Source organism: Kamptonema animale CS-326 (assembly GCF_028330895.1).
Classification (GTDB): domain Bacteria; phylum Cyanobacteriota; class Cyanobacteriia; order Cyanobacteriales; family Microcoleaceae; genus Kamptonema; species Kamptonema formosum.
The window spans coordinates 1-20178 of sequence record NZ_JAQMUA010000006.1 but is presented as its reverse complement, the minus strand read 5'-3'; the positions used below and the strand labels follow the sequence as shown (position 1 = coordinate 20178).

Below are 20178 nucleotides of genomic sequence, written 5' to 3'. Positions count from 1 at the left end.
AAGCATATTAGCTACTCGTGAAAAGATTTTTGCGGCTTGCGCCCACCCTACAAGTTATATATGCGTTTAATTATGTCCGACTACTTAGCTTAAAGCTCAATTCTTAAATCCACGTTTACCAGGGTAATAAAAATGCTTGATTTCCTCAATCCTATTTTAGGCCGCCATCCAGAACGCATTAAAGCTAATGTGGAAATTTATACTTGGCAAACTTGTCCTTACTGCATGAGGGCAAAATTATTGCTGTGGTGGAAAGGCGTAAACTATAAAGAATACAAAATTGACGGCGACGAAGCAGCTAGAAATCAAATGGCTGAACGTGCAAATGGACGGCGTAGCGTGCCACAGATTTTCATTAATAATGAGCACGTTGGTGGTTGTGATGACATCTATAAATTAGATGGAAATGCAAAGTTAGATCCGTTGTTAACTCAGCCATCTGCTTAGTATAGCGACTGCTTTTAAAACTCTTAATATTGCTAGGTGAAGAGACCAAAAATCCCTATATTTAGGAGATTTTTGGTCTCTATGAATAGGAAAATTTGCTCAGATTATCTTTACGCCATTGAGCATCTTCTCGTCTGTTTGTTTGTAATTCTAAGGCGCGAATACCGCTGCTAGGTAGTGGATTTAAACGTTGTTTTAACTGTTCCCAAGAATTAATTATCTCATGTTCAACTCCATAAGTTGCACATAACTGGGAAAAGTTAATATTCTGGGGAGTAGCAAAAAATTCTTCAAAGGTAGGTTCAAATTTAGCTATAGGCAACATTTCAAAAATGCCACCACCGTTGTTATTAATTAAAATAATTGTTAGATGGCCGACAAATTTGTTTGTCAATAAAAATCCATTTGTATCGTGTAAAAGTGCTAAATCCCCTGTTAACAGCACACTACTTTGATTGCGGTAAGCAATGCCTAAAGCTGTTGATAAAGTGCCATCAATTCCATTAGCTCCTCGATTAAAAAAAGGTTGTATATTTAAGTTATTAGGAACCCAGAAAAATTCTACATCTCTCACTGGCATACTGTTAGCAATAAATATCGGGGTTGCGGTTGGTAAAATTTGGGAAATTAGCCAAGCAGCTTTTGGTTCAACTATATTATTAATAGTATTCATTTTCTGGTCAATAGCTGTTCTGATTTTGGCTTCGGTGTTACACCATAATTGGAGATATTCGTTGGTTGAACTGGACTCGGTAAATTTTCTCTCAAAAAGTATAGAAGCAATAAATTCTACTGATGTTCTTAGGTGGGAAGTTTTACCATGCAGCGGGTCAAAATTGCGATCGCTAGGGTCAATTATCCATCGTCTAGGTTGGGTATCTTCTAACCAAGTTCGGAGGTTTTTACTGATGGGTAATTCGCCTAGTTGAATGACAAGATCGGGTGTTAATTTCTGTGCTATTTCTGGGTGGCGGAGAATTAAGTCGTAGGTAGAAATTAGAGCGGGATTTAATTGAGAGTAATTTCTTAAGGGTGATAGTCCTTCTGCTAAAACTGGCGCTCCTAAAGATTTAGAAATCTGTGCGACTGCATGGCAATATATTTCGGGAAATTGAGGCTGCGCGATGCCAGCAATGATAAGTATTTTATGATATTTTTGAGCGAATAAATCCGTCAAAAAACTTTCAACTTTTGGGGATATTTTCCTCCCATATTCTTCGCTATTACCAGGCAAGAAATGACAGCAATCAAAGAAATTTTCGGGAGAAAATTTAGCTTGCAATGCTGTGGTTGCTAGTTCTGGAATAGGTGCAAGAGGCTCGCGAAAGGGAATATTAAGATGGACTGGGCCGGGAACAGGAAAAAGTGCCTGTTCCCAAGCATGAATTGCTGTTTGTCGCAAATAGTTTAGCATTCCTGTTTCCGCAGATGGCAAGGCTAATTCAGTTTGCCAATTGGGGTAATTACCGTATAATTTAACTTGGTCAATTGCTTGACCTGCATGACATTCACGCATTTCTGGAGGACGATCTGCTGTTAATATTAGCAGAGAATTTTTACTTTCTTTAGCTTCAATTATCGCAGGAAAAAAATTAGCGCTAGCAGTTCCAGAGGTACAAACAACTGCTACTGGAAACCCAGTCTTTTTTGCTATTCCTAATGCAAAAAATGCGGCTGAACGTTCATCAAGAATGGGGATTGTTTCGACTTTACTATTCTGAGCAAAGGCAATTGTTAATGGTGTAGAACGGGAGCCTGGACAAATGATAGCGGTGTTTAATCCTAGACGTTGCCAAGTCTCTACTAAGATGGATGACCAGAGGGTATTTGTGTTACGAAAATCTATCATTGGGTAGGTGTTAATTGTTGATTGTTAGTTATTAGTTGATATTGGAAGTTGTTACGTATCTAAGCTGTATTATTAATATCGGGACTTAACCCCAAACTCTTTCCCAGCAAGAGAAGACGAAATATATCGACGATCAGTTAACATACAAAAAATCACTGCGTAAAATTTTAATTATTAATGGTAACACATAAGTTGTTCCCTTCTGTTTTTTTCCCTCTTATCTCTTCCTTATTCCTTCAAACTAAAGCATTTAAAAGCGCTTGCAATTTCAGTTGAATTTCTGCTAACTCTTTGTCTGGCTCAGAACCAGAAACAATACCAGCACCCGCATATAGTCTAGCGCGATCGCCGTCTATGAAAGCAGAGCGAATCCCGACAGCAAATTCACCATTTCCTTGATGATCTACCCAACCTAAAGGTGCCGCATAAAGAGAACGATCGAATGTTTCATAATGGCGAATTTGCTCTAAGGCAATATCTCTAGGTACACCTGCAACTGCGGGTGTAGGATGGAGCTCTGATAAAATATTCAATAAATGAATTTCTGCGGAAACTTGAGCTTTGATAGGTGTCCATAAATGCTGAATATTAGAAAGTTGTAAGAGGTGTGGTTGGGAAGATGTATGAGGTTTGATGCCGAGGTTAGATAGACGTTCGATGATAAAATCAATGACGGCGCGATGTTCTCGTAAATCTTTTTCACTGCATAGTAAACCATTAGCTAAGTTTGCATCTTCAGATACAGTTTTACCCCTGGGTGCTGAACCTGCTAAAGCATCTGTTACTAAGTGATGGTTGTGGATGCTAATTAAGCGTTCTGGACTGGCTCCTATAAAATTTTGACCTTTGCCGTTACTGGTGGAAAATATGTAGCATCCTGGATAGATAAGGCGTAAATTATCCAAGGAATTAATCAAATTAAACTCGGTTTGTGAAAATACATCTATGGCATGGGAAAGGACGATTTTACTAAAATATTTAGATTTAATTAATTCTAAAACAGATTTTACAGATGTTTCAAATTGCCGGGGATTATTCATGTTTATTTTTTTTAAATAAACTGAGCCGTTGTTAGGAATTATTAATGACTTGTATTTGCCTGAGCTAATTTTGTTGATTTTGCTCCACATTTCGTCAGCAATGAGCTTAATATTTATATCTATATCTATGACTGTGTTGGCAACGAGAATGGAGCTATTGTTTTGTCTTGTAATCTGCCAGCGAGGTAAAAATATGGTGGCTGGGGGAAAGTCAAAGCTAGGAGCGATGTTCTCATCAAAAAAAGTAAAACTACAGAAGAAATGAGGCCCGCTAAAGGGAATATGTGTAGTACCAATCGCAATTGTAATATCCAGACATGACTGAATAAACTCTTGAGCGAGGGAAAATCGCTGAGCTCCTTCCAGTGTTAAATGAATAGCAGAATCAATGGCTGCGATCGCGAATCCGCTGCTGATACCTGGTGCCCCTGAATCTTTTTTTTCAAAGTAAAAATGTCGCCGATCTGGTTCAGCAATTGCCTGAAGGACGGCAAGGGGATCGACGGCAGCAATTTCCAGAGAAATACTAACTATTTTTGTCGGGTCTTTTTCAGTTAAAGACTGCTGACAATCTAACAGAAATTGATGCAGTTCCTTGCGGTCTTGAAAAAGATGAGTGCGATGGGGTATCACTGGCATGGAAGCAAAAATAGCAGATTTTTCTGAGGGATCGCGGTTATATTTAGGTACAACTCCCTATCCAATCTAAGCACTGTTCGCGATCGCTAGACACGCCGCGCCACATCTGTATGCCTGTTGACGCTCCCGGCAAAGGGCAAGAGCGGGAGGCTAAGAGGCGGGAGACTCCTAGAATCGGAGTGTTCTTCCTCTCACGGACTCCCCTTTAGGGGGTTACGTCTTGAGCGATCGCGGGCTGGGCGATCGGCGAGGATCGCTGTCTAGGTACGCCCCACACGCACTCCCATCCTATACAGAGTACACCTTCGCACCCAATAAAATTGTAAAATTGCTAGGCTCGTAACAATTTAATCAAGTTTGCGTAATGACAACAAAATTAATTGAGCCTAGCAACAGTAAGTTATGGCTAGCGGCAATCAAGCCGCCGATGTACAGCGTGGCGATTATTCCAATTTGGGTGGGAACTGCGATCGCTTTTGCTGAAACTAAAACGATTAATGCGTCAATTTTTTCTACTTTTCTAATATCAGCCATTTTAATTTTGGCTTGGCTGAATCTCAGCAATGATGTATTTGATGCAGACACAGGCATTGATAAAAACAAGGCTCATTCTGTTGTTAACTTGACGGGAAATAAAACTTTGATTTTCTGGTTGAGCAATTTATTTTTAGCTCTAGGTGTGTCGGGAATTTTCGCGATCGCCTGGTGGCAACAAGACCCAACAGTGATTTGGCTGGTAATCGTATGCTGCATTTTAGGCTATAGCTATCAAGGGCCACCTTTCCGCTTAGGATATCAGGGCTTAGGGGAGATTATTTGCTTTTTTACTTTTGGCCCTTTGGCTGTAGCCGCAGCTTATTATAGTCAAACTCAAGCTTGGTCGAGAACAAATTTTGCTGCCTCTGTAATTGTGGGAGTTGTTACTAGCATTATCTTATTTTGTTCTCATTTTCACCAAGTTGAAGATGATTTAGCGGCTGGGAAAAAATCACCCATTGTCCGGCTGGGGACAAAAACAGGTGCTAATTTATTAGTCTGGTTATGCGGTAGTCTGTTTGCTTTCACTATTGCATTTTATGCTCTGGGCTTTTTCCCAATTTGGACGTTGTTAATTTTTGGGAGTTTACCATTTGCAATCAAGCTTTGTCGCCATGTCAGCGAGTATCACGGTCAACCTGGAAAGGTTAGCAATTCTAAGTTTATAGCAGTAGCTTTGCATTTTATTAGTGGTTTACTGCTGGGATTAGGGTTTGTCTTACCCATCGGATGATATTCAGTTATTATGGAGGTGTGGCCCGCTTAGTTGAGGGATTTCTTTTAGTGAGTTCTCAACGCAGTCTTTGACTGGGTGAGCTATACCCCATTTTGACGCATAGAAAGGAGTATCAAATTATGAATGCTAAAGCAGCAATTAGCCAAATTCTAACTCTCGAAGAAATTATCAGCTTATATCCTGACGAATGGGTACTGATTGCTTACACTGAACTAGATGAGGATCTGAATGTAATTCGAGGAGAAGTTTTGGCTCATTCACCCGCTCGCGATCAACTTTATAAGAATGCTTTGCCAAGAAAAGGAAAATCAGTGGCAATAGAATATACTGGCTCTGTAGCTGAAGACATAGCGGTGATGTTGTGATCAAAAAGAGAAGTTCTCAAAAAGTTTATCGTTTGTCACATCACGGACAGAATTTGCTAAAGGTGCAAGCAACAGTTGGTGGAAACAACGGTGGTGCTCGTGAGTATCGGTTACGTTTGTTGGTGGATACAGGAGCCAGCTTCACTATCTTGCCTATTCAGGCATTAGAGGACTTGGGTTATGATATTCGTAATCCTTTACGCCGGCAAGAAATATTTACAGGTCAAGGAAGAATTTATGCTCCTGTCGTTAGCATATCTTGGTTCAACTGTGTAGGGCAACTAATAGAAAATTTTGAAATAATTGCCCATGATATACCATCGCCTCTCCGTTTAGATGGTCTTCTTGGCATGGATTTTCTCTGCCGTTTTCGAGCAGTAATCTCCGTTAGCAGTGCGGAGATTCGCTATCAGCGCAGGTAGCTCAATTTACTAATTCGTGCATCCGAATTCAAAATGACAATAAAAATTGGTAATTATCAATTTCACTATTCTTTAAAGGGCAGCAATAACCAACCTGCAATCTTATTTTTACACGGATTTATGGGCAACAGTCAGGACTTTGACGCAGCAATTTCTTTATTATCACAAAATTTCTATTGTCTAGCATTTGACCTTCCCGGACACGGAAAAACCAGAGTTATTGGTGGTGAAGATTGCTATACAATTCCTCAGACGGCCCAAGCCTTGATAACATTACTAGACGAGCTAGAAATTGACAAATGTTTGTTATTTGGCTATTCAATGGGTGGGCGATTGGCACTATACATGAGCCTTTATTTTTCCTCCCGTTTTGATAAGGTGATATTGGAGTCAGCATCTCCCGGATTGAGGCATAAATCCGAGCGCGAACAACGTTTGCAAGCTGATTTACACCTAGCACAAAAATTGAAAACAAGCGACTTCAAAGACTTTTTATTAAACTGGTATAATCAACCTTTATTCAAATCTTTAAAAGATCGCCCAGATTTTGAACAATTAATAGAACGCAAGCTAGACAATAATCCAATCGAGTTAGCCAAATCCCTCCGTAATATGGGAATCGGCAATCAGCCGTCTCTATGGGAGGAACTTGAAAACAATCAAATTCCTATGCTGTTGCTAACGGGAGAATATGATGATAAATTTATAGCTATCAATACAGAGATGGCAAGTTTATGCCCGAAGGCTAAGTTAGAAGTTATACCCAAGACTGGTCATAATATTCACTTAGAAAACCTGAATAAATTTGTCACGATTCTGATGAAATTTTATTGCTCAGTAGAAAGTTGATGTTATACCAATTTGATTTTCGTATCTATCAACGTAAATTCAATCGCCCTTTACAAACAAATCACGGCGATTGGAATATTCGAGAAGGGATTATCATCCGTCTGGCTGAAGAAACTGGTAAATTTAGTTTAGGTGAAATTGCTCCCATTAATTGGTTGGGTTCCGAAAGTTTCGAGCAAGCTATAGATTTTTGTCGCCAGTTACCCGCAAGAATTAAAGAGGAGATTATCTTCTCGATTCCCACTGAATTACCCGCCTGCCAATTTGGTTTTGAGTCTGCTTGGGAAAATATTAAACAACCAAGGCGAAATACAGCTACCCCTTACCCACAATTGGCAAAAGATGGTGCTAAAGTCCCAAATCAATACAGTGGTTTATTGCCATCTGGGAAAGCAGCTTTACAGGTATGGCAAACACTATGGAAGCAAGGATATCGCACGTTTAAATGGAAAATAGGAGTTGGTCAAATTCAAGAAGAACTCCAAGTTTTTGAACAATTAATTTCTGCTATTGTTCAGATGGAAACTCTAGTATTTTTGCGCTTAGATGCCAATCAGGGACTAACCTATAAAGACGCTTGCCAATGGTTAGAAATCTGCGATTCTATAACTGCTAATAAGCAAGCGAACATAAATATTGAATTTATAGAACAACCATTACCTGTAAATCAATTCGATCTCATGTTACACTTATCCAGTAGCTATTCTACTCCCATTGCTTTAGATGAATCGGTTGTTACCATTAATCAGATGCAAGAATGTTATCAGCAAGGTTGGCGGGGAATTTTTGTAATTAAACCTTGCATAGTTGGTTCCCCTTCACAATTGCGACAATTTTGCCAAACCCATGATATTGATGCTGTTTTTTCATCAGTCTTTGAAACTAAGATTGGAAGAGAAAAAGCACTGAGTTTAGCCTTTGAACTTTCCCATCATAATAGAGCATTAGGTTTTGGTGTCAACCACTGGTTTGATGAAGAGGAAGAAAGCTGGTTAGAGCATTTATGGCAAAATATTTAATTCCTAATATTCTGGAAAATTTATCGCGTTTACCTAATAACTGGCTTATTGGTTACGACAGTGGCGAAATTGCCAGGATTGCCGAGCAAAAGTTCCATAATTTAACACAATTAGATAATATTAACATCCCCCCTATAATTTTACTGGCGGAGCGAGAACCCGTGCAATTTATCGCCAGTTTTATTGCTGCTTGTGCGGCGGGAAGCCAGATTTTTCTCTGCAATCCTAACTGGGTAAAACAGGAATGGGAGCAAGTTTTTAATTTAGTTAATCCTGACATAATTTGGGGACAAGACGCAGAATATCTGAAAAGTAATTACCAATTACCAATTACCCATTACCAATTACCCATTACCAATTACCCATTAATAATGATTCCTACTGGAGGTTCGTCAGGGAAAATTAAATTTGCTATCCATACCTGGGAAACTTTGGTAGCATCGGTAGAAGGATTTAAACAATATTTCCAATTATCACTGATTAATTCATTTTGCGTATTGCCGCTATATCACGTCAGTGGATTAATGCAATTTATGCGCTCGTTTACTAGCAGTGGTAAACTGGTTGTCGTGCCGTTTAAAGCACTTGAATCTAATGATAAACTTGATATAAACCCCGCAGATTTTTTCATTTCTCTAGTGCCAACTCAACTACAACGCTTGCTAGAAAATCCAGATATGGCTAGTTGGTTATCTCGCTTTCCTACTGTCCTTTTAGGTGGTGCTCCAGCTTGGGATTTCCTATTAAAAGAAGCTAGAAAACACCGCATTTGCTTAGCTCCAACTTATGGTATGACAGAAACCGCTTCCCAAATTGCGACACTCAAACCAGAATATTTCCTGGCGGGAAATAACAGCTATGGTCAGATTTTACCCCATGCGAAGGTGAATATTGTTAGTGGGAGTCACGAAGTATTAGCTGATAATCAAATAGGAAATATTACTATTAATGCTGATTCATTAACGTTAGGTTATTATCCTAAAATATTTGAAAATAGAGATATTTTTCAAACAGATGATATGGGATATTTAGATGAATATGGTTATTTAAACATTGTGGGACGTAGCAGTGATAAAATTATAACTGGGGGCGAAAATGTATTTCCTGCTGAGATAGAAGCGGCAATTAGAGCTACTGGTTTAGTAACTGATATCTGCGTAATTGGCTTACCAGATAAGTATTGGGGTCAAGTGGTAACTGCGGTTTATATTCCTAGAAATTTAGAGGTTTCTACTGCGTCTTTGCAAATTGCAATTGAGGATAAATTGAGCAGATTTAAGCGACCTAAATACTGGGTTAGTGTCGAAAGTTTGCCGCGCAATTCTCAAGGGAAAGTCAACCGCGAACGGTTGCAAGAAATTGCCATAAAATCTTTGAAGGCTAACGATCAGATTTGATTTCCCGAAGGCAACTTCTTGATTTTTTTACTGTTAATCTTCTGGCAATTCGCCAAAGCATTCCCGATAGCGAGCTAACAAATTCTGGGAGCCGCTACCTCTGAATCTGAATTCAATTATTATTTACATTCACGAACATCCAAAAACTTTAACTGTCGATAAAGCATATCAATCAGAGGTAAATTAACACCTGATTGTTCAGCCATCTGTAGTGGATTGCCAAAAATCGCCTCAACTTCTAGCCTTTGTTTTCGATCGTAATCCAGTTTCATGCTAGTCCGATAAGGCTTCATTTTGTCAGTATAATCAAGCATTTTTGGGATAAAATCATCGGGAATAGTGCGATCGCAACTTTTTGCTCCCGCTACAACTTCCCACATCAATTTTTCCACCAAAATCCGCGTATCAGCATTAACCATCAGTTCATCAGTTCTAGCATCCAGAACTACAGAAAGCCCATTATAAGGAATATTCCAGACAAGTTTCTTCCATCTGGCTAAAAGTAAATCTTCGCTGATTACTATAGGAATGCCAGCGGATTCAAAGTCATTAGCAATCTCACGTAATCTATCACTAATTCCACTTGGTTGATAGTGAGCGGAGTATTCACCCAGAGTAATTGTACCATAATCTAAGTGGCGAATATGACCTGCGCCCACTTTGTTAGAACAAAGAAAGCACAAGCCTCCCATTACCAGTTTATTTCCGACAATTTCTGCTACTTTTGGTTCTATTCCTAACCCATTTTGCAATACCAAAAAAATACTATTTGGGTTTTTAAAATGTGGCAACAATTCCGGCAGTAAATAATTTTGAGTAGTCTTCAAAGCCACAACTATGACATCACAGTTCGGCATTTGATCAACATTTTTATAGGCGTGAACTTGGGGCAAAGTAAAGTTACCCTCTGGCGATTCCACAACCAAACCATGTTGCTTGACGTACTCGTAATCACTACGTAGCAGGAAATGGACATCTAAACCTGCTTGCTGTAATCTAGCACCATAGAAGCCGCCTAAAGCACCTGTTCCAAGAATAGCATAACTGCGATTTATCATAGTAAAAAAAGTGGAGCTTAAAAAAGTACGAATAGGAGTTTACTCATCATTTCTCCTTTTTAAGGAGGATTTAGGAATATATCTTACATGATTTTGGTAAGTTGGTATAACCAAAAATAATTTAACCTCTAATATCTAAAATTGAGCTAGCCATTGGATTAACTCCTGAGATAAAGGTTGGCGCTTCCGAGTAGTTGCATCGATACAGACGTGCTTAGTAATTGCTTTAGCAGCACATCTATCTGCAACCTCATTAGAAAAAATTTGATAAGTAATTTCAAATTCATCACTTGCAAGCTGTTGAGGGTTTAAATCGATCGCCAATTCATTACCGCAAAACATGGGACGGTAAAAGTCTACGCTGGCATGAATAATTGGAATCGCCACCTTTGGGTTGCTAAAAAATACCTTAAGATTAATGGCGGATGCTGCTAGAGATGCTTCATAAGCTTCGTGGCAAATTGCCAAAACATTCGCAAAGTAAACCACGCCAGCAGCATCAGTATCTTGAAAGCGAACTATTCGGGAATAAGTAAAGGGCATTGATGATTATTGAGATTAAATTTGTTAAATATCCTTCACTCGATCGTTCAGGGCTTTACGAGTAACAGATCCAACAATTCCATCTGCCTCCAGAGAGGAATCTTGCTGAAATTGCTGGACTGCAACTTGAGTTGAATACTCAAATCTGCCATTAATTTTACCTCTGTAATAGCCCAAAGCTGCTAACTGCAATTGCAATTGTTTAACGCAACCATTACTGCTGCCTAACTTTAATAATTTAATGCCAGTTTGCGGTGAGTAGGGTTGAGCTTCACCACTTTCTAGTTTTGCCGAAGTTTCGGAGTCTAAAATACCACTTGATAGGAGATTGTGGGCGCATTGAAATTCAGCTAGCGCCTCTTGAGTGATCGTTCCAAAAAATCCCGTAGATTTTACATTCTTTGGGAAGTAACCGAGTTCTTTCAAACGATTTTGCAGTTCAAATACTGGAAAATCTCTGGTTCGATCGCTTAGTGCTGCTAAGGAAGTATTTACATTTCCGAAAACAGATACTAATGTCAAAACTGACGGGAGACAGAATAGGATCTTGCTAGTAAGTTGAGGCCAATTCCATTCTCTTAATTGAGATGGTTGCTCGTAGACTAGGTATAAGTGAGAGTAGGCGATATTATCCATAAATTTGCCTTTTTTGACTTTTAACTAGATTTTAAATGCGATCGAGATCTCTATCAATGTATTAGAAATTTGAGATTTGAGACGATTATACTATTCTTGGATGTAACTACATCTGAATTTTTATTAATAGATGTGGCTCTCAAATCTCAAATTAACATTATCCTTTGTTCTTGATCATCATTACATCTATGATCTTCAGCGCCATCTCTTCTGAAATCTCTAATGCGCGGTAGAGATCGTTCAAAAGTTTTTCTTCTTCTTCCGAGACTTCGCCATCTGCCAAGACAATATCAGTTGTAACAGCAAAAGCTGTTTCCCTGAGATCGTCAGGCAGTATTGCTGTAGCGGCATTAAATAGAACCTCAACACCTTGCCGCTGGAGAATACTCAGAAGCCGATCGATCATTTTTCTCATCACATCATTAGGATAGCTCCGAAAAAGTTGCATTCTTGATAGCGTAGTGCTAATAGCTTGACCTTCGCTATCAGTAATGTAACCATCGGCAGCAACAGCAATAAGTGCGATCGCAGCAAAAGCTTCGGCTGGGCCTAGAGTTACTTCACTTTGTTTGCGGCCGCCCGCTAGTTTATCAAACAAACCCATTGTCAGTTTCTCCTAATTGAGAGTTTGTATTATTACAATGATGGCACTGTCTGCTGATTTTTTCCAATATCTTGCCCAGAAATAGCTAAATCTGCTTGCAGAAAGTTAACAAATTGCCTTGCTGTTCTTCCAGAACGTCCGTTGTGCCGGGTTGCCCACTCTTTAGCGCGAGATTCTAAATCTTCAGAACTGAGGTTAATTCCTGCTTGATTTGCTAAATGCCGAACAATCTTTAAGTAGATGTTTTGGTCGGCTGGTTCAAATGTTAAAGTTAAACCAAAACGATCGCTAAATGAAAGTTTTTCCTGAACTGTATCCCATGCGTGAACTTCATCACCATCGCGGGGACGGGGCCGATCTTCAAAAAATTCTCGAATTAAGTGCCGCCGATTAGAAGTAGCATAAACTACGACATTGAGGGGTCTAGCTGTTATATTTCCTTCTAAAATTACTTTGAGAGATTTAAAAGCATCGTCATCTTCTTCAAAGGAGAGGTCATCTACAAAGATAATAAACTTTTGAGAAACACCGCGTAACTGCTCGATAATCAATGGCAAATCTTTCAGGTCAGATTTTGCTACTTCAATTAGGCGAAGATTGCGATTGCCAAACTCATTTAAGAGTGCCTTTACTAAGGATGATTTACCAGAGCCTCTGCTACCATAAAGTAAGACGTGCAAAGCAGGATATCCTGCCAGTAAAAATTTGGTATTTTTCAGTAAAGCCTCGCGCTGGAACTCGTAACCCACTAACTCCGTCAACTTTACAGGGTCGGGATATGGGATGCTTGATAACTTCCCGGCTCGCCATTGGAAAGCTCGATACTTAGCAAATAATCCGCAGCCAAATTGCCGATAGTTAGCTGCTAGCATTTCTAAGGAATTTGACCAGTTTTCCAGCTTTTCTAATTTACTGCGTAGGGGCAATTCATGGTTTGCTTCTACGTCATTTTTTTCTGAATGCCAAACAACAGGTGGAGCTGATAGTTGACCGGCGGTTCGTACCCATTTGCTGAGTTGGTCGCCGCTGCATTGATAAAGGCTTTGTAATATTTGTAAATCATGCCGTGCAGCATCAACTAAAGTTGGTGATAAGTTAGCAAAATCTACATTTTGAGCTTGGCGAGAAAAGGGGTTGTCATCTGTGATAATTTGTGCAATCAGATGTTCTTGCCAACTAATATTTTTAGCAGCTTGGACTTCAAACCACTTCCCATAGGCTTGCAGGCACTCAAAACTGTTGTCTCCGCTATGGTGGAGAGCTTGTAGGAGATCGAGAAAGGCATGACCCACTTCACTTTTGAGAACGGATTGATAGAGCAACAGGGATGCAGCTTGACGTTGGAGGAAACGGATCTCTCCGATCGCTTGAAAGTTTAGGGAAGGCATATTGGTAATTGTATAGCAGATTCAGAGGGCAGCTATATTTGTAAATTTTCTAACAACTTGTGCAATTAATTGCAGGCCTGGATGTATAAATTTAGATGCAGTTCTGCAATTAGGTAAATTAAACCATGAATTTAGGTATAGCAACCGCGATCGCCTATGGCATTTTAACTTTTGTTGGCGGCCTTATTGGATATGCCAAGGCTCAAAGCCAAGCCTCTTTGATTTCTGGGAGTCTTAGCGGCCTGCTGCTGATTTTTAGCGGTATCGTCCAACTTCAGGGACAAAGTTGGGGTTTAATCTTAGCAACAGTTGTAGCTGCTGTGCTGGTAATTGTTTTTATTGCACGGCTAGTTAAAACTCGCAAATTGATGCCAGCAGGCTTAATGATTGCGGGAGGTCTTGTTTCTCTGGCACTGCTGGTTTACCAACTTAGCACAGGTTTAGAGCCGACAGTTTGAGGGTTGATTAATCAATATTACCCTGTTGTTATGGCGGTGAATTGAGAAATAGTAGAATACGAATAGACATAATTCAAATAGTTGCGAGCTGACGGATGCAGTTTAAGGCGGTAATTGTTCCTGCTTTTATTTCCAAAGCTGACATTGAATCCTTGGAAAAATTATACACTTCCGAGAGCCAGCAGAGGTATTGCAATTTCTTGAGAAATATTCATTTCTAGTTTCTATTTTGCTAGAAACACGCGGGTATATTCGCAACTACTTTCTCGATTTGCCGCTCTTTTTTCAATATGTCTCCAAGAGCTGATTAATATTATTAAAATCTTTGGAGCTAATAAGTAGCTCCACCTAATTAAACATAAGATCGGGATGGCTAAAAAGCTGACTGTCTAAACATTCTTCCTTCTCTCCTAGATAACTAAATTTTTCTTCCTTCTTCCTTCTTCCTTCTACTTAGCATATAGGACTTACGCACCAAACCAAAGAAACCGGGTTTTTTGACGAAAATACTTCGCTATGACCGACAGATGCTCTCAAAAACCCGGTTTCTGGGACGACCTGCGTAAGTCGTATAATAGCAATTAGCAATTAGCAATTAGCAATTACCAATTACCAATTACCAATTAGCCCTGTTAAGATCCTAAAAACTGACGAATTTTTTGCCTGTAGGCCGCATTATTCAAGCCTTCCCCGCGATCGGCACGAGCAGGATCTATAGATTGACTCATAGCAGCGATGCGATCGCTAGTTGCTGGGTGAGTGCTCAAAAACGTAGGAGGCGAAGATTTATTCAACAATTTTTTCATAAAATCAATCATGGCAGATTGAGCATAGCCAGCCTGTCCCAGCATCCGCAATCCCAATTGATCGGCTTGATATTCCGCCTCTCGACTGTGGGGACGACGCAAAGCTAACTCTACACCAATCTGTACGGCCAGATTTCGATCTAGTCCAGCAGCAGAAGCCACTCCTTGCGCGATCGCCATTTGACGCATTTGTCTAACCGAATGCCGAGCCACGATATGCCCAATTTCATGAGCCATGACACTTGCTAACTGTGCTTCATTATCCGCCGCCGCCATCAAACCCTTATTCACATAGACAAAGCCGCCCATTGTGGCAAAAGCATTGATACCGTCATCATCAACAATCTGGAAAGTATAAGGGATATTAGCGCGATCGCTCTGTTGAGCCAACAGTTGACCGATTTCATCAACATATCTAGTAGCAGCGCGATCGCGATAAATTCTAACTTCCTTAGTGGTTAACTCTTTATTAATCTGTTCGCCAATCGAAACTTCTTGGCGATCGGAGAGATTCGATAATTGTATTACCTGAATCCCGCGAAAAATTAGCTCTGGCAAAGATATCGCCTGACCCGGATGAGGCGAAACCAGCCAAATACCCGCAATTACGGAAAGAGACAACAACACATAAGCTGTGCGACGGTAAGCACGTCGATAACTCAACCAGAAACTTTTCAAGGCGATCGATAAGGGTGAGAAAAATTTAAACATATAATTTAGTAAGCCAAAGAACAAAAAGCCCCAACAACTCAGACGTACTTTCAAGCTGATTAGTTGCTATTTTAGCTTTCTATTGAAGAGATGGGCTAGGGGCTAGGGGCTAGGGAAAGGAAAGAAAGAGAAGATACAGACTAGAGATTAGGGAAATAAGGGAGTGACTGATTAGGAAATAGAACAGGACTTACGCAAAACTATGAGTAACGCCGCCATCTTGGCGGTTGATTTACCGCGCTTGGAAAGCGGCCGTACTGCGATCGTGTGTAAGTCCTGTAGAATCAAAAAATTTCTTCTTCTGTTGCCCTAGTCCTGAGCATCCTAGCCCCTAGCCCCTTCTTCCCCTAGCCCCTAACCACCAAGTGGCGGCGGATTTCTGAGGGCAGTCATGGTAATCTCTCTTAGGGCTTCAATGGAAATAGCCCTTTATTTGTCAATAGGACGCTGATTTATGAAAATTCTGGATTCTCAAGGACGGCTATTCGGCAAACTGAGCATCCTAGACTTGGGTGCTACTCTGATTATTCTCCTAGTTGTCGTTGGTATATTTTTCTTTCCCGGCACTTCTGGTTCTGTTGCTCAAGTTGGTGTAACTACCAAATCCGTTCAGGTAGATGTGATTGCTTTAGGTCTCAAGGGGCGCAATCTTCAAGATTTGCTCAAAACAGGAGATAAAGTTAATCTGATTATCCGCAATCAACCTTACGGTCAGGTTGAGATCAAATCTGTTAATCTCTTGACGAGGACGGTCGTTGTCCCTCAACCAAACGGTACTGTGAAAGCTCTACCAGACCCCAGAGAAGAAGAATCCTTTAGCAGAAATATGATGTTTACCTTGGAAGGAAAGGGTCAAATCACTAAAGATGGCCCTGTTCTTGGCAATATCAAAATCAAAATTGGTAATACAGTAGAGCTTGAAGGTCTCAACTACAACTTTAACGCTAGTGTTATCGATGTGCGAGTAGAGAAATGAAAACCGTTAACGGTTAACTGTTAACTGTTAACGGTTAACTGTTAACTGTTAACGGTTAACAGCGAAAACAAATATCGGCGGATTAAGCCAATAGTGACAGCGGGAAGTTCTAGCTGTGGTGTCAATCCTACATTTTTCAAAGGTTGAAAGGCTCGGATTGCTTCGGGATTTAGATTAGCCAAACGCCGTCCAATTTCTGGGCCAGTAAATTCTGATTTTTCTCCCCAAATAATTGCTGTCGGTGTCTTCAGTTGGGTGATGTACAATGACAAATCAAAACACAAATCACCTCTGACAAAAGAGAGGGCTGCATATTCTGCATTTGGTTCCAATGCCGATTGTAAATAAGCCTCTACTATTTCATCGTAAATGCGGCGCGGCTCGGCGAATTGACGCTGTTCTAAAAAACTTCTAATCCCGCCGCTGGTGGCAATTCCAGTACTGTAAAGCACTCGATCTAGAATGGGGGTGTTTACTAACTGAGCAAAGAAACTACGTCCGTAATCTTCTCCGAAGTCTGACAAACCTGCTGGTGCAGTCAAAATTAAGGATTTGAAGAGGTCGGGGCGTGCGATCGCAGCCCGAATTACAAAAGCTGCTGTTAAAGAAGAAGCAACTACAGCAGTTGGACTGCTACAAGTTTGTTCTATAAATTCAATCAAAGTTGTGATATAATCATCAGGTTTGTAGTTCCTTGCCGGATGTTCAGAGCGTCCCCAGCCAATTAAATCGGGTGCTAAAATCCGATATTCTGCTGCAAAAGCTGGATAGACTTTTGACCACTCGTAGGAACTAGAACCTCCTCCAAATCCATGAAAAAAAACCAGCGTTGGTAAATTCTCTAACGATTGTGTATCTCCCGCGATCCAAGGTGTATCGTCAGCAGTGTAGTACACCATTCTGCCGAGAGATGTGACTATTGAGCGTTGACCAAAACCAAGGGGCTGAAACATAAGTTTTAATTTGTAATAGGGATTTATTATAGTCATAGTTTTTATATCTTTACATCCTACTATTTGACTAGGCAATTTTTGAATTTGGGACTGCCGACCAAGCTCAACATAGTGATACGTTATACCTGAAAATATCGAGCTAATGTAAAGACAGCTTTACTTTTGTAAAGATTTTATAAATATTTTTTGTCTCTTTTAATCGGTCTACAGGCTGAAACCACAGACAGCCAGAGAGTTTTGACTCTCTAGGATTGGGCAAATGGCGATCGCGCTACCCTTGCAAACTCCGGCAGATAAGGGATAATTTCTCAATGAGGGGTCTTACCCCCCAGAGCGGGAAATTTGTTAGCCGTCAGTACAGGATGCGCGATCGCGCAGCAGGTTTATGACTCCATCTGGAAAAATCATATCAATTTCTTCCGGCTTGGCGATAGAACGACTCGAAAGGGTGTAGTAGAGAGTAACCAGTACGAGTTTCAAGCCCTAACAGGGATTCTGCAATTACTCGGTCTGGCTGCATACCATCTACGACCACAGAAATAATTAATTAGGGGAGGTCTACTAACAATGCAACTGCTCAAAACAGGGAATCGCGAAGATTTTATGATTGACAGGCCAGATGTTCAATCTGACGGCTCCGCAGAGTTTGAGACTCTCATTAGCGAAGCCAAATCGCCCGTGCATTGCGGTATTGGAATTAACGACCCAGAAATTTTGATTGCTACTCCAGAAGGGACTATTGGAGGGTCAGAGTTTCGTCTACCCGTTACTCCACCTGCTTGCGTCCGCTTAGCTTTAGAAGACTTGAAATGTTTTGAAGTCGTAGAGTCTCAGTTTGAGCATTGCGGAGTGACTTTTGCCAATGCAGTTGCGATCCAACCGTCAAACCCAGCATTTTCAGTTAGTTCTGGGGTGACAGTATTAATGGGAGCGCCTAAAAGTGGGCTTATAGAGGTGACATTCAAGCATCCAGTTCGCTTTGTTTCGGGACTTGTCACCAGTTCGCGGCGAACTGTTCTATCAGCACGCGATCGCGCTGGGAATGTAATTACTGAGGATGAATTACCCGCACCAAATTTAGCTGGCTTTAATTCTCGCATTCCCCCCAACGCTAAGCTAATAGTAAAAGCCCCGAATATTTACCAAGTCACTTTCTACGCTTTTGACGGTCAGCTAATAGTAGATGATTTTAGCTTTGGGTTTTAGACAGTTAACTGTTAACGGTTAACTGTTAACGGTTAACTGTCAACTGTCAACTGTCAACTGTCAACTGTCAACTGTCAACAAGAGTTGGGTTTCACTTCATTACACCCAACCTCCAGCTATTACTGTTGCCAAATTTGTCAGAATTGGTAGTATTATATCATAATCTGGTCAACTACTTGCCATCTGTCATTGCGTTGGCGTAGCCTGCACGCAGGGCTTGACGTTGTGAAGCATAAGCCCTTCGGGGAGGCTTCATCAGCGCAAGATTTTCAAATTGCTTCGCTTTGCTCGTAATGACAATAAGAATTACACAAAACTTTTGTAAAGCCGCCGTCTCAGCGGTAAAAGACTGCTGAGACGGTGGCTTCACTACACAAGCCTGCGTAATTCCTCAACAAGTATTTAACCAGACAGGATATTAGTTAGAAGAGCACATCAAAAGGATTGACAGATGATTCAAACTGCCCTGACACCTTTCAAAAACAAGCTCGACAAACCCTTAACTAAGAAGCAAATTACTGTCTTACAAATCAATTTGGGCAAACGCTGCAATCTAGCTTGTACCCATTGTCACGTAGAGGCGGGGCCGAAACGAACTGAAGAACTTTCCCCAGAAACTTGTAATCAACTAATAGATTTAATTCGTAGATTTCCCCAAATTAAAACTGTTGACCTTACTGGGGGCGCACCGGAAATGCTTTATGGTTTCAAACCTTTAGCTGAAGCGGCACGTACTGCTGGTAAACAAGTGATTGTCCGTTCTAATCTGACAATTTACTTTGAAAAAGGGTTTGAAGATATCCCGGAATATTGCGCCCAAAACCAGATCCGAATTGTGGCTTCGCTTCCCTGCTATCAATCAGCAAATGTTGATAAAATGCGAGGAAATGGTGTTTTTGATAATTCAATTAAAGCCTTGCAAAAGCTGAACCAGTTAGGCTACGGTAAAAACCCAGATTTAATTTTAGATTTGGTGTATAATCCTCAAGTTCCAAGTACAGATAATTTTTCTCTGACACCCGAACAGAATAAGCTTCAGCGCGATTATAAAACTTATTTAGACGAACATTTTGATATTTGTTTTAATCACTTGTACACAATTACTAATTTGCCAGTGGGGAGGACTAAATTTCATCTGGAACATAAGAAACTGCACAAGCCTTATCTCCATTTTTTAGAAGATAATTTTAATCCGACTACAGTTGAACATTTAATGTGCAGAGATGAACTTTCAATTGATTATCTTGGTAATGTCTATGACTGCGATTTTAATCAAATGGAAAATTTGCCTGCGAAAACTAGCACGGGGGAAATAATAACAGTTGCAAAATTGCTAGAATCTGGTAGTTTAGACTTAATTCAAGAGGTACAGACTGCGGCTTATTGCTATGGTTGCACGGCAGGTTGTGGTTCTAGCTGTGGTGGTTCTCTAATTTAGATATAATGGGTAATGGGTAATGGGTAATGGGTAATTGGTAATTGGTAATGGGTAATGGGTAATTGGTAATTGGTAATTGGTAATTGGTAATTGGTAATTGG

Annotated in this window: 21 protein-coding genes; 11 read left to right on the top strand and 10 right to left on the bottom strand. The window is 40.4% G+C overall.

Features of this window, described 5'->3' with window-relative positions; all coding sequences use genetic code 11:
* Positions 1 to 132 precede the first annotated feature (132 nt).
* Positions 133 to 447, top strand: coding sequence for a glutaredoxin 3 (gene grxC / locus PN499_RS00240; protein WP_272029581.1), 315 nt, complete (start codon positions 133 to 135; stop codon positions 445 to 447).
* 79 nt (positions 448 to 526) lie between these two features.
* Here the strand turns inward: grxC and menD are convergent, their stop codons facing one another.
* Positions 527 to 2296: a 2-succinyl-5-enolpyruvyl-6-hydroxy-3-cyclohexene-1-carboxylic-acid synthase gene (gene menD / locus PN499_RS00235; protein ID WP_272029580.1), complete on the bottom strand. Its 1770-nt coding sequence runs from the start codon at positions 2294 to 2296 to the stop codon at positions 527 to 529.
* A gap of 236 nt (positions 2297 to 2532) precedes the next feature.
* Positions 2533 to 3975, bottom strand: coding sequence for an isochorismate synthase (locus PN499_RS00230; RefSeq protein WP_272029579.1), 1443 nt, complete (start codon positions 3973 to 3975; stop codon positions 2533 to 2535).
* Between the two features lie 364 nt (positions 3976 to 4339).
* Between PN499_RS00230 and menA the strand changes: the two genes are divergently transcribed.
* From menA to PN499_RS00200, 6 genes are all read left to right on the top strand, one after another.
* Complete coding sequence (gene menA, locus PN499_RS00225) at positions 4340 to 5245, top strand: 2-carboxy-1,4-naphthoquinone phytyltransferase (protein ID WP_272029578.1); 906 nt, start codon at positions 4340 to 4342, stop codon at positions 5243 to 5245.
* A 122-nt stretch (positions 5246 to 5367) separates the two neighbouring features.
* A complete protein-coding gene (locus tag PN499_RS00220) occupies positions 5368 to 5613 on the top strand; it encodes a hypothetical protein (RefSeq protein WP_272029577.1) in 246 nt (81 codons plus the stop codon).
* Positions 5610 to 6035, top strand: a complete 426-nt coding sequence (locus PN499_RS00215) for a retropepsin-like aspartic protease (RefSeq protein ID WP_272029576.1) — start codon at positions 5610 to 5612, stop codon at positions 6033 to 6035. The genes PN499_RS00220 and PN499_RS00215 overlap by 4 nt, the downstream gene beginning before the upstream one ends.
* Positions 6036 to 6068: 33 nt before the next feature.
* Entirely contained in the window at positions 6069 to 6884 is an 816-nt protein-coding gene (gene menH, locus PN499_RS00210; protein ID WP_272029575.1) for a 2-succinyl-6-hydroxy-2,4-cyclohexadiene-1-carboxylate synthase, read from the top strand.
* The gene (locus PN499_RS00205) at positions 6884 to 7903 is read left to right on the top strand and encodes an o-succinylbenzoate synthase (RefSeq protein ID WP_272029574.1); all 1020 of its coding nucleotides are present in this window, start codon (positions 6884 to 6886) and stop codon (positions 7901 to 7903) included. The genes menH and PN499_RS00205 overlap by 1 nt, the downstream gene beginning before the upstream one ends.
* A complete protein-coding gene (locus tag PN499_RS00200; protein ID WP_272029573.1) occupies positions 7888 to 9300 on the top strand; it encodes a 2-succinylbenzoate--CoA ligase in 1413 nt (470 codons plus the stop codon). The genes PN499_RS00205 and PN499_RS00200 overlap by 16 nt, the downstream gene beginning before the upstream one ends.
* Positions 9301 to 9419: 119 nt before the next feature.
* Here PN499_RS00200 and PN499_RS00195 read toward each other — a convergent pair whose 3' ends face one another.
* The 5 genes from PN499_RS00195 to PN499_RS00175 all read right to left on the bottom strand — a co-directional run bounded on the left by PN499_RS00195 (position 9420) and on the right by PN499_RS00175 (position 13529).
* Positions 9420 to 10358, bottom strand: coding sequence for a putative 2-dehydropantoate 2-reductase (locus PN499_RS00195; RefSeq protein ID WP_272029572.1), 939 nt, complete (start codon positions 10356 to 10358; stop codon positions 9420 to 9422).
* 135 nt (positions 10359 to 10493) lie between these two features.
* Positions 10494 to 10901 carry an acyl-CoA thioesterase gene (locus tag PN499_RS00190; RefSeq protein WP_272029571.1) on the bottom strand — a complete coding sequence of 136 codons (408 nt, stop codon included), beginning with the start codon at positions 10899 to 10901 and terminating at the stop codon, positions 10494 to 10496.
* A gap of 24 nt (positions 10902 to 10925) precedes the next feature.
* A complete protein-coding gene (locus tag PN499_RS00185; protein WP_272029570.1) occupies positions 10926 to 11537 on the bottom strand; it encodes a peptidoglycan-binding domain-containing protein in 612 nt (203 codons plus the stop codon).
* 157 nt (positions 11538 to 11694) lie between these two features.
* Entirely contained in the window at positions 11695 to 12141 is a 447-nt protein-coding gene (locus tag PN499_RS00180; RefSeq protein ID WP_272029569.1) for a tellurite resistance TerB family protein, read from the bottom strand.
* 32 nt (positions 12142 to 12173) lie between these two features.
* Complete coding sequence (locus PN499_RS00175) at positions 12174 to 13529, bottom strand: ATP-binding protein (protein WP_272029568.1); 1356 nt, start codon at positions 13527 to 13529, stop codon at positions 12174 to 12176.
* A gap of 125 nt (positions 13530 to 13654) precedes the next feature.
* Here PN499_RS00175 and PN499_RS00170 point away from each other — a divergent pair, with 125 nt between their 5' ends.
* Positions 13655 to 13987 carry a TMEM14 family protein gene (locus PN499_RS00170; RefSeq protein WP_272029567.1) on the top strand — a complete coding sequence of 111 codons (333 nt, stop codon included), beginning with the start codon at positions 13655 to 13657 and terminating at the stop codon, positions 13985 to 13987.
* Between the two features lie 632 nt (positions 13988 to 14619).
* Here the strand turns inward: PN499_RS00170 and PN499_RS00165 are convergent.
* On the bottom strand, positions 14620 to 15504 hold the full coding sequence (locus PN499_RS00165; RefSeq protein WP_272029566.1) for a M48 family metallopeptidase: 885 nt from the start codon (positions 15502 to 15504) through the stop codon (positions 14620 to 14622).
* A 454-nt stretch (positions 15505 to 15958) separates the two neighbouring features.
* On the opposite strand from PN499_RS00165, the gene PN499_RS00160 reads away from it, so the two are divergent.
* Positions 15959 to 16480, top strand: a complete 522-nt coding sequence (locus PN499_RS00160) for a DUF4330 domain-containing protein (RefSeq protein ID WP_007353335.1) — start codon at positions 15959 to 15961, stop codon at positions 16478 to 16480.
* A 41-nt stretch (positions 16481 to 16521) separates the two neighbouring features.
* Here PN499_RS00160 and PN499_RS00155 read toward each other — a convergent pair whose 3' ends face one another.
* Together PN499_RS00155 and PN499_RS00150 are read right to left on the bottom strand one after the other, a co-directional pair.
* Positions 16522 to 17433: an alpha/beta fold hydrolase gene (locus tag PN499_RS00155; RefSeq protein WP_272029565.1), complete on the bottom strand. Its 912-nt coding sequence runs from the start codon at positions 17431 to 17433 to the stop codon at positions 16522 to 16524.
* A gap of 345 nt (positions 17434 to 17778) precedes the next feature.
* Entirely contained in the window at positions 17779 to 17913 is a 135-nt protein-coding gene (locus tag PN499_RS00150; protein WP_267879560.1) for a hypothetical protein, read from the bottom strand.
* 87 nt (positions 17914 to 18000) lie between these two features.
* On the opposite strand from PN499_RS00150, the gene PN499_RS00145 reads away from it, so the two are divergent.
* On the top strand, positions 18001 to 18639 hold the full coding sequence (locus tag PN499_RS00145) for a hypothetical protein (RefSeq protein ID WP_272029564.1): 639 nt from the start codon (positions 18001 to 18003) through the stop codon (positions 18637 to 18639).
* Between the two features lie 451 nt (positions 18640 to 19090).
* A complete protein-coding gene (gene arsS / locus PN499_RS00140; protein ID WP_272029563.1) occupies positions 19091 to 20077 on the top strand; it encodes an arsenosugar biosynthesis radical SAM (seleno)protein ArsS in 987 nt (328 codons plus the stop codon).
* The last annotated feature ends 101 nt before the right edge of the window (positions 20078 to 20178 follow it).

Excerpts from the sequence above, each read along its gene's own strand:
- PN499_RS00145 (WP_272029564.1), top strand. The coding sequence starts at position 18,001 with ATGCAACTGCTCAAAACAGGGAATCGCGAAGATTTTATGATTGACAGG.
- PN499_RS00155 (WP_272029565.1), bottom strand. The coding sequence starts at position 17,433 with ATGTTTCAGCCCCTTGGTTTTGGTCAACGCTCAATAGTCACATCTCTC.
- PN499_RS00160 (WP_007353335.1), top strand. The coding sequence starts at position 15,959 with ATGAAAATTCTGGATTCTCAAGGACGGCTATTCGGCAAACTGAGCATC.
- PN499_RS00180 (WP_272029569.1), bottom strand. The coding sequence starts at position 12,141 with ATGGGTTTGTTTGATAAACTAGCGGGCGGCCGCAAACAAAGTGAAGTA.
- menH (WP_272029575.1), top strand. The coding sequence starts at position 6,069 with ATGACAATAAAAATTGGTAATTATCAATTTCACTATTCTTTAAAGGGC.
- PN499_RS00220 (WP_272029577.1), top strand. The coding sequence starts at position 5,368 with ATGAATGCTAAAGCAGCAATTAGCCAAATTCTAACTCTCGAAGAAATT.
- PN499_RS00230 (WP_272029579.1), bottom strand. The coding sequence starts at position 3,975 with ATGCCAGTGATACCCCATCGCACTCATCTTTTTCAAGACCGCAAGGAA.
- menA (WP_272029578.1), top strand. The coding sequence starts at position 4,340 with ATGACAACAAAATTAATTGAGCCTAGCAACAGTAAGTTATGGCTAGCG.
- menD (WP_272029580.1), bottom strand. The coding sequence starts at position 2,296 with ATGATAGATTTTCGTAACACAAATACCCTCTGGTCATCCATCTTAGTA.
- arsS (WP_272029563.1), top strand. The coding sequence starts at position 19,091 with ATGATTCAAACTGCCCTGACACCTTTCAAAAACAAGCTCGACAAACCC.
- PN499_RS00165 (WP_272029566.1), bottom strand. The coding sequence starts at position 15,504 with ATGTTTAAATTTTTCTCACCCTTATCGATCGCCTTGAAAAGTTTCTGG.
- PN499_RS00200 (WP_272029573.1), top strand. The coding sequence starts at position 7,888 with ATGGCAAAATATTTAATTCCTAATATTCTGGAAAATTTATCGCGTTTA.
- PN499_RS00185 (WP_272029570.1), bottom strand. The coding sequence starts at position 11,537 with ATGGATAATATCGCCTACTCTCACTTATACCTAGTCTACGAGCAACCA.
- PN499_RS00195 (WP_272029572.1), bottom strand. The coding sequence starts at position 10,358 with ATGATAAATCGCAGTTATGCTATTCTTGGAACAGGTGCTTTAGGCGGC.
- grxC (WP_272029581.1), top strand. The coding sequence starts at position 133 with ATGCTTGATTTCCTCAATCCTATTTTAGGCCGCCATCCAGAACGCATT.
- PN499_RS00175 (WP_272029568.1), bottom strand. The coding sequence starts at position 13,529 with ATGCCTTCCCTAAACTTTCAAGCGATCGGAGAGATCCGTTTCCTCCAA.
- PN499_RS00190 (WP_272029571.1), bottom strand. The coding sequence starts at position 10,901 with ATGCCCTTTACTTATTCCCGAATAGTTCGCTTTCAAGATACTGATGCT.
- PN499_RS00170 (WP_272029567.1), top strand. The coding sequence starts at position 13,655 with ATGAATTTAGGTATAGCAACCGCGATCGCCTATGGCATTTTAACTTTT.
- PN499_RS00205 (WP_272029574.1), top strand. The coding sequence starts at position 6,884 with ATGTTATACCAATTTGATTTTCGTATCTATCAACGTAAATTCAATCGC.